General features: G+C 39.4%; 11 protein-coding genes and 5 pseudogenes. 2 read left to right on the top strand and 14 right to left on the bottom strand.

Translation table 11 applies throughout. From position 1 onward, the window contains the following. The 5 genes and pseudogenes from B0183_RS06825 to B0183_RS06805 form a co-directional block, all read right to left on the bottom strand. Positions 1–220 (bottom strand): annotated as a pseudogene (locus B0183_RS06825) (hypothetical protein); the annotation flags it as partial. A 63-nt stretch (positions 221–283) separates the two neighbouring features. Continuing rightward, positions 284–1821, bottom strand: a pseudogene (locus B0183_RS06820) (iron ABC transporter permease). Further along, positions 1815–2729: an iron-siderophore ABC transporter substrate-binding protein gene (locus tag B0183_RS06815; RefSeq protein ID WP_234802045.1), complete on the bottom strand. Its 915-nt coding sequence runs from the start codon at positions 2727–2729 to the stop codon at positions 1815–1817. The pseudogene B0183_RS06820 and the gene B0183_RS06815 overlap by 7 nt, the downstream one beginning before the upstream one ends. Before the next feature lie 10 nt (positions 2730–2739). After that, a pseudogene (locus tag B0183_RS06810) lies at positions 2740–3429 on the bottom strand (ABC transporter ATP-binding protein); the annotation flags it as partial. 184 nt (positions 3430–3613) lie between these two features. Continuing rightward, a pseudogene (locus B0183_RS06805) lies at positions 3614–4266 on the bottom strand (serine dehydratase beta chain). Between the two features lie 173 nt (positions 4267–4439). Here B0183_RS06805 and B0183_RS06800 point away from each other — a divergent pair. After that, a complete protein-coding gene (locus B0183_RS06800) occupies positions 4440–6035 on the top strand; it encodes an ABC transporter substrate-binding protein (protein ID WP_078208554.1) in 1596 nt (531 codons plus the stop codon). A 136-nt stretch (positions 6036–6171) separates the two neighbouring features. Further along, positions 6172–7039: pseudogene (locus B0183_RS06795) on the top strand (uroporphyrinogen decarboxylase/cobalamine-independent methonine synthase family protein). A 66-nt stretch (positions 7040–7105) separates the two neighbouring features. Here B0183_RS06795 and cysS read toward each other — a convergent pair. From cysS to lptC, 9 genes are all read right to left on the bottom strand, one after another. Continuing rightward, positions 7106–8485: a cysteine--tRNA ligase gene (cysS, locus tag B0183_RS06790; RefSeq protein WP_078208553.1), complete on the bottom strand. Its 1380-nt coding sequence runs from the start codon at positions 8483–8485 to the stop codon at positions 7106–7108. A gap of 74 nt (positions 8486–8559) precedes the next feature. Continuing rightward, positions 8560–8829: a hypothetical protein gene (locus tag B0183_RS12740; protein ID WP_234802044.1), complete on the bottom strand. Its 270-nt coding sequence runs from the start codon at positions 8827–8829 to the stop codon at positions 8560–8562. A gap of 19 nt (positions 8830–8848) precedes the next feature. Further along, the gene (locus B0183_RS12735; RefSeq protein ID WP_035520711.1) at positions 8849–9145 is read right to left on the bottom strand and encodes a hypothetical protein; all 297 of its coding nucleotides are present in this window, start codon (positions 9143–9145) and stop codon (positions 8849–8851) included. Between the two features lie 22 nt (positions 9146–9167). After that, on the bottom strand, positions 9168–10349 hold the full coding sequence (locus B0183_RS06780) for an FAD-dependent monooxygenase (RefSeq protein ID WP_078208552.1): 1182 nt from the start codon (positions 10347–10349) through the stop codon (positions 9168–9170). Between the two features lies 1 nt (position 10350). After that, entirely contained in the window at positions 10351–11211 is an 861-nt protein-coding gene (gene rapZ / locus B0183_RS06775; RefSeq protein WP_078208551.1) for an RNase adapter RapZ, read from the bottom strand. Then, positions 11202–11741, bottom strand: coding sequence for a PTS sugar transporter subunit IIA (locus B0183_RS06770; protein ID WP_043895410.1), 540 nt, complete (start codon positions 11739–11741; stop codon positions 11202–11204). Before B0183_RS06770 ends, rapZ begins: the two co-directional genes overlap by 10 nt. A gap of 43 nt (positions 11742–11784) precedes the next feature. Further along, entirely contained in the window at positions 11785–12510 is a 726-nt protein-coding gene (gene lptB, locus B0183_RS06765) for an LPS export ABC transporter ATP-binding protein (protein WP_005711365.1), read from the bottom strand. 9 nt (positions 12511–12519) lie between these two features. After that, positions 12520–13023, bottom strand: coding sequence for a lipopolysaccharide transport periplasmic protein LptA (gene lptA / locus B0183_RS06760; RefSeq protein WP_035497265.1), 504 nt, complete (start codon positions 13021–13023; stop codon positions 12520–12522). A 25-nt stretch (positions 13024–13048) separates the two neighbouring features. Then, positions 13049–13627: an LPS export ABC transporter periplasmic protein LptC gene (gene lptC / locus B0183_RS06755; RefSeq protein ID WP_021113890.1), complete on the bottom strand. Its 579-nt coding sequence runs from the start codon at positions 13625–13627 to the stop codon at positions 13049–13051. Positions 13628–13701 lie beyond the last annotated feature (74 nt).

The raw sequence follows: 13701 nt of genomic DNA, 5'->3' as shown, positions 1-13701 counted from the left end.
CGGCGATAATCTGTCCGCCACGCACGTTAAAGCTGAAACGTCCGACAGTATAGCCCCTTGCTCTTGCTTCTTGTGTACCAGCAAAGAGTTCACGGATCGGGGTAAATAAACCTGTGTAAGTCGCAGGGTTTGAACGTGGCGTACGTCCAATCGGGCTTTGATTGATGTCGATCACTTTGTCGAAATGAGCCAATCCGTCAATGTTCTTATAGGGGCAAATATGATTTTCCCCTACAAAAATAGATTGCAGACTTTGTATAGTGGCTATCTAATGTCAAAATAATTAAGCCCTTCTTAGCATCAGCAAGAAATAAGTCCCCCCAATCAGCGTTGCCACTAAACCGGCCGGCACTTCATAAGGGAATAACATCTGTCTGCCGAGCCAGTCGGCAAACACCATAATCACACTGCCGAGAAGGGCAGAGATTAAAATCTGGGAACTCGCTCGATTTACGCCTAAAACCCGATGTCCACGCAATCAGTTGGTTCGCTCTTGGGTCGCCACTGGCAATGGCTATGCGTTGCAAAGTGTCAAACAGTGCCGATAAGCTGATCCCTGCCAACCAATACCATTCTGTTTGGGTTGAGCGTTAAGCGTTGCAATAACACGCCAGCCACCGCTAATAAAATTCCGACAGAAAGTGCGGTCAAAATTCGAGGATAACGTAGCTCCACAAGCGGTGCGAAAAAGTCGTTAAATTCCAATAAAATCCAGCCGCTTGTGCCTTTGCCCAGAGCAAGTGCAAGCCATAGCACGAGTGCAAAAACAAGTACAATCGGCAGTAAGGTGTAACGATGAAAACGGCGAGATAGACGAGTTGATGTTTCCGTCAAACGCCCTGTATTTGATAGCGAGCGGAACATCAGCCACAGCAGTAACGGTGTGCCAAGCAGAGTCGTTACCGCTCCTGTCGGCAAGTTAATTCCTTTAAAATGAGCAAGCAGTTGGAGCAATAAATCCGTCACGGCAAGCAATAACGCTCCGACTGCAAATGCACCGAGCAGCTGCCCTTTTAGTGTTCGTACACCAAGTTGGCGGATAATGGTGGCGGACGCTAGCCCGATAAAACCGAGCATACCGACACAACTGACCACCGCCGAAATCATATAAGCACTGATAAACACCCCGAAAAAACGCAGGTGATTAACCGGTACGCCAAGGCTTTGGGCGTTGCTGTCGTTTAATGAAAGTATGGTAAGCGGACGAAGCAACATTGCAATTAATCCGCTACAAATGACCGCTTGTATTGCCAAGAATTGCGGATCTCGCCAGCTCTCTTGAGCCAAAGAGCCTGCTCCCCATTGTGCCAAGCCTCGTGCTTCTTCAGGGTAAAACAACATCATCAAAGCGGAGAATGAACCAAAATAGAGATTAACCACCAAACCGGCCAAAATCAGCAACAGTGGCGACATTGTTTTTCGCATTGCCAAAGTTAAAACAAGGATCAGGCTCAAGCTTGCCCCAACTAATGCAATGGCACTTGAGCTTATATCTAACCAATTCGGCATAAAAATAGCCGTGATAAACAGGGCAAACTGCGAACCCGCACTGATCCCAAGCGTATTATCGGAAGCCAATGGATTTGCCATCACTTGTTGCAACAATAAACTCGCTAAACCGAGCATTCCACCTGCCAATAGGGCAATGGCAACGCGTGGTAAGGTGTAGCTTTGAATTAACAAAATATCCAGATTGTCACTGGCTTGAAACAGACTAACAAGGGATTGCTGTTCAGGCAGTTGCACGCCGAGTAGCCACATCATCAGCCCGATAAAACAAGCAGACAGTAGAACAAACAACATTTGTGGACGATTTACCATTGCTCGCCTCCGTGAATTAAGCCATTTGCCAGCACTTCCGCAAAGCGTTGAGCCGATGGAATAGCCCCGAATGTCCAGACTTCAGGCAAAATCAGCGGATCTTTCGCCATCGCCAGTTTTTGCCATAAGGTGTTGTATTTCAAGGCAGAACGGATATTTGACGGGTAAGGTTTAACCACCACAAAACGGCTTTCAGACGGTAGTTTCGCCAGTTGGGTCACTTCGATAACTTCAAAGCCCCAGCTGTTGTGATTACCTTGCCAGCTGTTTTTAAACCCCAGTTGCGACAGCACCGCACCAAACGGACTATTTTCTGCATAAACTCGCAGATGACGTGTGTCGATAAACTGCACCAACAGCACTGGGCGGTCGGTAAAAGGTTTTACAAGCGGCCGGATTTCGGCAATTTTTTGCCAATACTTATTCAATAAACGATCTGCTTGTTCAGGCTTTCCAATAATATCGGCAATTTGCTTGGTGGCATCGACCACGTTTTGCCACGCCTCGCCTTCTTTATAGAAATCCACTAAATGCACCTTACCGAATTTTTCCAACATCGGCGTGGCAGACGCATAAAATGAAGAGTTGATAAACAGCAGAGGCTGAGCCTCTAGTTGTGTCGAAAGTTGCCAAAGCTGTTCAGGGTTCGGTTGTAAACGGATACCGAGATCAAGCGTATTTTCGGGCAGTTTTGGTTCCGATACCCAAACTTTGTAATTTTTTGCATCGCCAACGGCTTTGGGTTGTTCATCAAGGGCAATCAAGGTTTCCGCCACCGTCCAATCTAAAGTCGCCAAACTGCGTTGTGGTTCGCCTGCAAATAGGGGATTTGCAAAAAAGAGGGAGAAAGTGACCGCTTGTAGCCATTTTCCCCTCTCCCGCAAACGGGCGAGAGGGTTATTTATCAATATCTTCATACTAATAAAAACTCACAGGTCTGCCCGTTTCGGGGTGATTGATCACATTCAGCTCAATGCCATAAATCGCCTTCAAAGACGGGGTATTGATGATTTGTTGAGAATTGCCTTCAGCAAGCAACTTGCCACTGTGCAGGGCGACAAGATGATCGCAGTAGCGAGAAGCAAGGTTAATATCGTGGATCACAATAATCACCCCCAAATGAAGCTCTCGGCTTAATGTGTGGATCAGCTCCATCACTTCCACTTGATGAGCAATATCTAACGCTGCCAAAGGTTCATCTAGCAGTAAAAATTGACCTTGCTGTGCCAGCAACATTGCCAGCCAAATGCGAGAACGCTCGCCACCCGATAGCACATCGACCAACTGATCGGCAAATTTTTCAGTATGGGTTAAAGCCAAAGCTCGCTCAATCGCCTGCTTGTCTTGAGCCGTTTGACGACCAAAAAGCCCATTCCACGCATAACGCCCCATTGCGATCAGCTCTTTGGCGGTTAGGTTAGTGGCTTGGGGAAGATGTTGCGGAAGATAAGCGACACGTTTGGCAAACTCACGGTTTGACCAAGCGTCAAGCGGTTGGTTATCAAAAAGAATTTCACCCGATGAAAGCGGTTGCTGTTTGGCAAGCAATTTGATTAACGTGGATTTGCCCGAACCGTTATGCCCGATCAATCCATACATTTTTCCTTCGAAAAGTCTGTTGCCACGCCCACTTGGATAGCAAAAATGATTACTGTGGCAATTGCCCGAAATTGAAAAAACTGCCGAAAGATGAGTTGATGGAATGGGTGAGTAAGCTCTGCTAATCTTCAAAATCAAATTACTTAATTCAACTTTTACCTTTAGTATTTACACATTCACTAGATACTATCTATCATTCACAAGGCAAGATCTGAATTGCTAATCCACCTGTTGAAGTTTCGCGGTATTTCGCGTTCATATCTTTCCCTGTTTCATACATCGTTTCGATCACTTTATCTAGGGTTACGCTTGGTTGTGTCGTTCGGCGTAATGCCATTCGGCTTGCATTGATTGCTTTTACCGAAGCAATCGCATTGCGTTCAATACAAGGTACTTGGACTTGTCCTCCAACAGGATCGCAAGTTAGCCCCAAGTTATGTTCCATTGCAATTTCTGCCGCCATACATGGCGTGGTAAAAAGTCGTAATGGAACGGCATATCCGCAAAAAAATCAAAGGTGATTGTTTTAGCATGTTCCAGTCTTGCTTCTGCAAGACATAAATTTTGGTGCTGTTTGACATCACTTACGACCGTATCAATACGCTCAATATCTACATTGTCTGGCAGATAGCCCATTAATCCCATAATAATCGCGATATCCGTACTGTGCCCACGCCCAGTCAACGCTAATGAGCCATAAACATCGACTTGCAAGCGGTCAGTTTCTGCCAATTTTTTGCAATCAATTAAATGATCAATAAATTCTTTACCCGCTTTCATCGGACCAACGGTGTGGGAACTTGAAGGCCCAATTCCCACTTTAAACATATCAAAGACACTAATCATAAACACACTCAAACATAAGCCACTCAAGACATATTTTAGCGTAAGTTCTCTATAAGAGGAATGTTACCGATTTATGTATATCATTTTGGTTATAAGTTAGAGCCTTCAGTTATTTTAATTTTTTCACTAAAAACGGTAGATTGAGCTGGAATTTTCAACTTAGGGAACTTATTATGCAATATTCAAAACTCTTTCTCGGCTTGGGTTTTCTTTCTGCTTCATGTGCCGCGATTTCGGCACCGACAAATACATTGGTCAACTGTATTGCGACAGCACCGATGAAACTTAGTCCGGCAATTACAAATGATGCTAATGACTTCAATGCCAGCTCACAACAAGTCTATAACCGCTTAGTCGAATTCAAAGCCGGTAAAATTGAAGTAGAGCCGGGTCTAGCCGAACGTTGGGAAATCAGTGAAGACGGTTTGGTCTATACATTTTATCTACGCCAAAATGTGAAATTCCACAGCAACAAAACCTTTAGCCCAACCCGCCCGTTAAATGCCGATGATGTGGTGTTCTCATTCCAACGCCAAGCGGACAAAAATCATCCTTATCATAATGTTTCGGCAGGAACCTACTTCTACTTTAACTGGATGAACTTACCGAGTATCTTAAAATCCGTTGAAAAAGTGGATGACTACACCGTTAAAATTACGCTGAATAAACCGAATACGCCGTTTATTACCACGGTTGCCATGGACTTTTTATCTATTTATTCAAAAGAATATGCCGATCAGCTTCTTGCCCAGGGTAAGCCCGAAACTCTTGATCAACAACCGATTGGAACGGGGCCTTTTATTTTCCAAACTTATCAGACCGACCACGCGGTACGTTACACTGCTAACGTAGATTATTGGAAAGGCAAAGCAGACATTGAACGTTTAATTTTTAGCATTACCCCTGATGCCGGAACACGTTATGCCAAGTTAAAAGCCGGCGAGTGTGATGTGATTGATTTTCCGAATATCTCGGACATTGCTCAGATGAAAAAAGATCCTCAAATCAATCTACTTGAGCGTGAGGGATTAAACTTAGCTTACATTGGGCTAAATACCACCAAACCTGAACTAAACAACGTAAAAGTTCGCCGAGCCCTTCACCATGCTACCGATAAAAAAGCGATTGTTGATGCGGTTTATCAAGGCGGCGGAACGGTTGCAACCAATCCGTTCCCTGATGCAGTATTAGGTTATAACCCGCATTTGCCACAATATGAATTTAACTTGGAAAAAGCAAAAGCATTATTGGCAGAAGCCGGCTATCCAAACGGTTTTGAAACGGAAATTTGGGTGCAACCTGTGGTTCGTCCATCCAATCCGAACCCTCGCCGCACGACTGAAATTATTCAAGCAGACTGGGCTAAAATTGGCGTGAAAGCAAAACTAGTCACACATGAATGGGCGGATTTTAATAAACGCACCCGTGAAGGCGAATTTGCCGCAGGTACTTATGGTTGGACAAGTCGTAACGGTGATCCTGATAATTTCCTATTCCCTTTATTTAGCCAAGCAAATATCCCCGGCACCAATTACTCTCGCTGGACAGATGAAAAATTTGAGGCGCTACTCGCCTCAGCGGTACAAACTCAAGACACACAAACACGTGCAAAACTATATCAACAGGCAGTCGAAATTTTCCAACAAAACAGCCCGATCATTCCGTTTGCCCACTCCATTAACTACGTACCGTTAAATAAACGGGTACAAGGCTTTGTTCAAAATCCGTTTGGCTATACCGCATTTTATGGCGTAAGTCTGAAGCCTTAATCTATTAGGGAGCTTAAAATATTAAGCTCCCTTATATAAGTCTTTCTAAAAATAAATCGTTTACATCATTTACTTACTATTTTGATCCACAGTTGATAGAATCCTTTCATATCTACACTAAAAATAAGGAAATATGATGTCTAAACTCTTTCCCAATGCACAACCTCGTACCCAAGCCCCTTATCGTTTTGATATTGTGGGAAGTTTTCTACGTCCTGAAAGCTTAAAACATGCTCGCCAACAATGCCAATGTGGCAATTTATCTTGTAGTGAACTGACTCAAATTGAAGATGCTGAAATCACAAAATTAGTTGAGCAACAAAAATCTGTTGGATTACATGCTATCACTGATGGAGAATTTCGTCGTACTTTTTGGCATTTAGACTTTTTAGCCGCACTAAATGGAGTAAAAGAAATTGAAGCGGAAAAATTCTCTGTGCAATTCAAACATCACAGTGTCCGACCTAAGACATTAAATATCGTAGACAAAGTAGAATTTTCGGATAGACAAGACACCCATTTTTAGAACACTATCGTTCACTCCAGACTATTTCAGGAGATTTCCCTGTCAAATTTACGATCCCATCTCCATCAATGCTACATCTCATCTGTACTGTACGAGAAACCAATTATCAACCTATCTCTCGCTACAAAAATAATAATAGCCAGCTATTAGATGATATTGCTGATGCTTATAAATCGGCAATAGAAAAATTCTATGCATTAGGTTGCCGTAATTTACAATTAGATGATACAAGTTGGGGAGAGCTTTGTTCAGAAGAGAAGCGAGCTGCTTATCAAGCTCGAGGGTTCGATTTAGAACAACTCGCAAAAGACTATGTTTATTTAGTCAATCGCGCCAATACATAGACATTAACCAACTCTGTCTTAGTCCACAATGTGGCTTTGCACCAACTGAAGAAGGTAACATTCTAACAGAAGAGCAACAGTGGAATAAATTAAAATTTATCCGAGACATCGCTGAAGAGGTATGGGGTAAATAATACATTTAATTTATAAAGCGGTCGGATTTGCAAAATTTTCGTCAAATCCCACCGCTTGTTAATCAATTAAGCCCTACGCCACGTTGTACCATTTGCACCATCTTCAAGCACAATGCCCATTGCGGTGAGCTTATTGCGTGCCTCATCGGCTACCGCCCAGTTTTTGCTGGCTCTCGCTTCGTTACGTTGTTTAATTAAGGCTTCGATTTCTGCCACTTCATCATTATTGGCATCACCTTGTAAGAAGGTTTCTGGATCTTGCTCTAACAAACCTAGCACGCCTGCAAGTTGTTTCAGACGAGCTGCAAGTTTGTTCGCTTCCACCTGATTTTCTGCTTTGAGTTTGTTGATTTCACGGGCTAACTCAAATAATACTGCTAAAGCCCCTGGGGTGTTGAAATCATCGTCCATTGATTCTTTGAAAGCGGTCACATACTGATCGTTTTCTACAAGTTCGACATTCCAATCACAGCCACGCAATGCCGTATATAAACGCTCTAACGCTTTGCGAGCCAAGCCGATATTTTCTTCGCTGTAATCCAACAAGCTACGGTATTGTGCGGTTAAGAAGAAGTAACGAACACTTTCACAATCATATTTGTTTAAAATATCACGAATGGTGAAGAAGTTATTAAGCGATTTTGACATCTTCTCTTCGTTGATCGTAAGCATTCCCGTGTGTAGCCAATAATTCACATAATCGTCACCGTGAGCACAGCAAGATTGTGCAATCTCGTTTTCGTGGTGAGGGAACATTAAATCCGAACCACCGCCGTGAATGTCAAAATGGTTGCCTAACTCTTTGCTGTTCATCGCCGAACATTCGATATGCCAGCCTGGACGACCTTTGCCCCAAGGGGAATCCCAGCTTGGTTCATTCTCTTTCGACATTTTCCATAATACGAAATCCATCGGGTTGCGTTTGACCGATTTAATTTCAATCCTTGCCCCTGCTTGAAGCTGTTCAAGATTTTGGCGAGATAAGGCACCGTATTTTTGGAAAGATTCGACATTGAACATCACGTCACCATCTTCCGCCACATAAGCGTGACCTTTCGCTAAGAGTTTTTCGACAATCGCAATAATTTCAGGGATATGTTGCGTTGCACGAGGTTCAACATCAGGGCGAAGGATATTTAACGCATCAAAATCTTTGTGCATTTCGATGATCATACGATCAACAAGCTGATCGCAAGTTTCATTATTTTCTAACGAACGTTTGATGATTTTGTCGTCCACATCGGTAATGTTACGCACATAGCGTAAGTTATAGCCGAGATAGCGAAGGTAACGTGCGATCACGTCAAAAGAAACAAAAGTCCGTCCGTGCCCAAAGTGACAGAGATCGTAAACCGTGACACCACAGACATACATTCCAACGTGATCAGGGTGGATAGGTTTAAATTCTTCTTTTTCACGTTTTAAGGTGTTATAAATTTTGAGCATTATTTCCTCTATTATTTAATAAAAAATTGTCAATCCATCTAAGAAAATAAGAGGAAATATTATATTTATATTCTTCATTTAATACCAAATTTCTCTTTTAAATCGCTTTCAAATTTCTGTAGTTCTTTATTCAGTAACAATAATCTATCTGCCTTTTCTTTAATTTTTTCCTGTCCTTCTAAAGTCGGGTTTTGCATAGTTTCTACTGATTCAATAATAAAATCATTTAATAAAATCAGATTTTCTTTAATCCTTAATTTCAATAACTGAATATCCGTATTTTTAACCTCTATCATCTCTAGATTTTGTATAATAGAAGATATTCTAGTTTTAAAGATATTCAACCCCTCTTCAATTTCAGATTTATCTTGATCTGCTCAGCTTTTGTTGCAATTCTGCTAATACCTGTTCTTGCTTAATATTCCATAATACCAACTTATTAAAGTCTTCCACAGCTTCAATAGAAGCCGAACTCTCCACTGTATGCACATCTTCTTTTGATGTTTTTTCTAAAGAAGTACTATTGATACTCTCATGCTTTCCGACATTATCACAAGAAGATAAAAACATCATACATAATACTAAGGTAATAATTTTAATAAACTTATTCATTTCAAAATATCCAAATAATACTAAAAAATCTTTATTAAATATATTCATATAAATCATTCTTATCCAGTTATTACACACTTATTGCCTGCTGAATAAGTAGCTTTTTTACAAAACTATTTTGATTAGTTGCAGATAATCCAACACCTCTAACTAATTTTTTAAATGGATTATTGCCAGAGAAAAGGTGCTTTAAGCCCTCCATTGCAACTAAAACCTTTATCGCTTCTAACCTTCTAACTCGTTCAAATTGACGTAAATTACGGTACTCTCCTATATCTTTTCCAAAGGAGAGTAATTTCTGTAGCTCTTTTGCCAATAGAATAGCATCTGCAAAACCTAAATTAACACCTAAACCCGCTAGAGGATGGATCGTATGAGCTGCATCACCAATCAAAGCAATCCTTTGCTGGGCAAAATCGCGAGCATAACGTGCGGTCAAAGGATAAACATCCCTTTCACTTTGTAACTCACATATTCCTAATTGATTATCAAAAGCAATATTCAATTGTTTGAGAAAAGATTTTTCATCACTATTAACTAGTCTACTAGCCTCAAGTGTAGGCAAAGACCAAACAATAGAACAAAGATGTTCATCTTTTAAAGGCAAGAAAGCTAAAATACTATCAGGCGAAAAAACTTGACGAGCCACTTGTTGATGCATTTCTGTTGTTCTCACATTACATACTAATGCAGTGTGTTGATAATCTCTACTAATCAATGGAATTTTAGCTTGTTGACGAACCCAAGAATGAGCTCCATCTGCACCTATAACTAACTTACTTGTAATCATCTCTCCGTTTTCTAGAGTTAAAAAAGCGCAGTTATCATTAATGCCTAAAAATTTAGGAGCATCCAATATCACTTCTACATTATGCTGATGAATGACTTGCTTCCATAGAGCATAACGAATCTGCTGATTATCAATAATAAATCCTAGCTGCTCTAGTCCAAGTTCTTTGATTACGGGATCTTTATTGTCAAAACAGAGACTTGAAAAACTATCCTTTTCCCAGACATACATTTGGTCATAAGGAGATAAATCACTTTCAGAAATATGATACCAAGCACCTATTTCCTCAAGCATTCTTTGGCTAGTAAAATTAATTGCACTTACTCTATTACTGATTGACTTACTTAAATAAGGAACTGTTTTATCAATAATCTTGATTTGACAATTACTATTTGCAAGTAATCCTGCTAAAGCTAAGCCAACCATTCCTCCACCAATGATGGTAATATCTGCTGTTTTCATTCTACGATGTCTTATAATGTTTTTCTAAACTACAGTGACGAACTCTTACTTTTTTGCCTTTACTTTCAATATACCTGGCTAATTTCTCTGCAACAAATACAGAACGGTGCTTTCCGCCTGTACAGCCTATGGCAATCGTTAAATAACTCCTATTATTTTGCTCCAATAAAGGCAACCACACTTCTAAATAATTACAAGTATGAGAAATAAATTGATGAACTTCTGGCTGATTTTCTAGAAAATCTATAACAGGTTTTTCTAATCCTGTCATAGGGCGAAGCTCAAGATTCCAATGGGGATTAGGTAAAAAACGGACATCGAAAACATAATCTGCATCAGCAGGAATGCCATACTTAAAACCAAAAGATTCAACAATAATATTTAATTCTTTCTCCGATGATCCATTTAATAATTCTCTTAATTTCTCGGCTAACTCATGTGAAGAAAAGTACGTTGTATCAATAATATAATCCGCATGCTGAAATAATGGTTCAAGAAGATGATTTTCTAAATCAACCGCATTTTCTAAAGATAAATCATTGGTAGATAATGGATGTAAACGACGAGAGTCACTATACCGACGAACTAAAGCCTTACGCTGACAGTCAAGAAAGATTAAAGTTTTTGAAATGTGAGAGGGAAACGCATGTAATACTTGCTCAAGCACATCTGGATCTTCTGGTAAATTTCTCACATCAAGGCTAACAACAACAGATCTCTTCAATTTTTCTAAATAATCTGTTAACTGGGGAATTAAAGCAAGAGGAATATTATCCACGCAATAATACCCTAAATCTTCCAACGCTCTTAACGCAACAGACTTTCCTGAACCAGATCGCCCGCTCATAATAATCAATTCCACATTACATTCCTCGATTCTAAATTTTTGTTTACCGAATAATCATAATAACTCAATACTTGCCAAATTTCTTCTCTGGATAATGCAGCTCTTAGATGCTTTAACAAATTCTTATCACTTAATTGCTGTGCTATTTCTCTCAAAGAATCCTTATATTCTACACAAATTTTTTCCGAAAAGAATATGGCATAAATAATATCCACATCCTTATGATCTATTGATTCAAAATTTATTCCTGCCTCTAGTTTCAGGAAAATAGCAATTGGTTTCTCTAGCTGAAATTCTTGACTCATCAACAATTTTGCGTGAGGTAAAGCCACTCCATTATTAATTCCGGTAGAACCTAATTTTTCACGTTTAAAGAAATAGCTAAAACATTCTGCTGGATGAATACATAGTTTATCTGTAGGTGAAAGGCTATTATTTAATATTTCTGCCATCGCCTTCCCCAGAAACTCTAAAGCCTGTTTTTTATTAGAAATGGGAACATTGTAATGAATATTATTAATATCTAAAAATGTGGTTAATTGCATCATAAAAAATCAAACGACAAAAAAATATCTTAAGAATTTTATATTACAGTCTAAATTGCTCACCTAAATAAACTTTTTTCACATCCTCATTATGTAAAATTTCTTGAGGAATCCCACTAGCTATCATCTGACCATTACTCACAATATAAGCACGCTCACAAACATCTAAGGTTTCTCTTACATTATGATCTGTGATTAAAACACCTAATCCTCGTTCCTTTAAATTCACAATAATCTTCTTAATATCGATCACTGAAATAGGGTCAACCCCAGCAAAAGGTTCATCCAATAAAATAAACTTAGGATTAGCTGCCAACGCACGTGCAATTTCTACTCGACGGCGTTCACCGCCAGATAAAGATTGCCCTAAGCTGTGACGAATATGCTCAATATGAAATTCTGCGATTAATTCATCTGCTCTTGCTTGACGCTCTGCATCGGTTAGATCTTTCCTAATTTGTAACACCGCCATCAAGTTATCATAAACACTTAAGCGACGAAAAATAGAGGCTTCTTGAGGCAAGTAACCAATACCTTGTTTTGCTCTATCATGCATAGGTAAAACACTGATATCTTGATCATCAATACGGATTTTACCATGATCGTGACGCACAAGGCCTACTACCATATAAAAAGTAGTCGTTTTTCCTGCACCATTAGGACCTAATAGTCCAACTATTTCTCCCGATTTAATATTTAAACTTACATCTTTAACAACTTGGCGACTTTTATAACTTTTAGCCAAATATTCAGCATATAATGTTGGCATACAGAATTCCTATTTCTTATCACTTTGCAATTGGTTTGGAATTAATACAGTTTTTACTCTTTGTCGGTCATTACTCGTCGCTTTAAGGTTCTGTTTTTTGACATCATAAGTAATTTTTTCTGCTTTAATGGCACTATCTAGCTGCTTTAATTCAGCATTGCCTCTTAATATCAAAAATTCAGAATCTAAATCATAATGTACAGAATTAGCCGTACCATTAACAATCTTACCATTATCAAGGGTCTGCTGAAAAACAACCGGTGTGCCAAAAGCCTCAATAAGTTCCTTTTGAGTATCCCTTCTAATGATTGTAACTTTTTCTGCATTAAGCTTAATTGACCCTTGAGTAACAACAACATTGTCGCTAAATGTCACAATATTTCTTTCCATATCCAATGACTGGCTACCTGAATCAATTTTGATGGGCATATTTCTATCTGTTTCCAAAGCCTTAACCGATAGATTTACAAGACACAATGCAATTATTAATACAAGTTTAGTTCTAAAATTCATTCTATATCCCTATGTAAAACTCTAATTATTTATCAACATTAATAAATTTTGGTTCAATATAAGTTTTCACATCTTTGGTTAAGGTTGCCGTTTGTTTTTTCAAATTGCCTTTTAAGCCAATTCCAGTACTTGTAAATCCAATACCTGTTGATTTCACCGTACTGTCTGAAAAAATATCTTGAGTATTTAAATCTATGCTTAACACTTCTGCTTCGATTTTCTGTAACCGAGAAGTCGGATCTAAGCTATTAATTTTAACATTTCCACGCAAATTCAATATTTTATCTTTGGTAACATCTGCATAATCGGCTTCGACTTGCCACTGTTTTAATGCACTTTCTGCATCAAATAAATTAAGTAATGGCTTTAGAAATTCTGTTCGTTGCGTATTTTCGTAACGTTTAACCTCTTCTGCTTGAGCAAAATATTGCGGCTTTCCATTTAAATCATAAGCACTTGTAGAAATCTTTTGCCCTATATACTCTGCACTTCCTTCCTTCTTTATTAGCTGAGACAATCCAGTACCATTGCTTTGTTGACTATAATACCAACCAGCAAGTACTGCTGCTAATGTGGCTAGAATAATATTTAAACGGATATTCATACAATCTCTTCTTCGTTTAGATACAGCTGAGAATTTTAACATAAATTCCTACGGCAATATAGAACGAAAATTGC

Origin of the sequence: Glaesserella parasuis, from assembly GCF_002015085.1 — a bacterium.
GTDB classification, from domain to species: domain Bacteria; phylum Pseudomonadota; class Gammaproteobacteria; order Enterobacterales; family Pasteurellaceae; genus Glaesserella; species Glaesserella parasuis.
This window is presented reverse-complemented; position numbering and strand designations above follow the sequence as displayed.

Excerpts from the sequence above, each read along its gene's own strand:
- lptA (WP_035497265.1), bottom strand. The coding sequence starts at position 13,023 with ATGAATTTTAGAACTAAACTTGTATTAATAATTGCATTGTGTCTTGTA.
- cysS (WP_078208553.1), bottom strand. The coding sequence starts at position 8,485 with ATGCTCAAAATTTATAACACCTTAAAACGTGAAAAAGAAGAATTTAAA.
- B0183_RS06780 (WP_078208552.1), bottom strand. The coding sequence starts at position 10,349 with ATGAAAACAGCAGATATTACCATCATTGGTGGAGGAATGGTTGGCTTA.
- B0183_RS06800 (WP_078208554.1), top strand. The coding sequence starts at position 4,440 with ATGCAATATTCAAAACTCTTTCTCGGCTTGGGTTTTCTTTCTGCTTCA.
- lptC (WP_021113890.1), bottom strand. The coding sequence starts at position 13,627 with ATGAATATCCGTTTAAATATTATTCTAGCCACATTAGCAGCAGTACTT.
- lptB (WP_005711365.1), bottom strand. The coding sequence starts at position 12,510 with ATGCCAACATTATATGCTGAATATTTGGCTAAAAGTTATAAAAGTCGC.
- B0183_RS12735 (WP_035520711.1), bottom strand. The coding sequence starts at position 9,145 with ATGAATATATTTAATAAAGATTTTTTAGTATTATTTGGATATTTTGAA.
- B0183_RS06770 (WP_043895410.1), bottom strand. The coding sequence starts at position 11,741 with ATGCAATTAACCACATTTTTAGATATTAATAATATTCATTACAATGTT.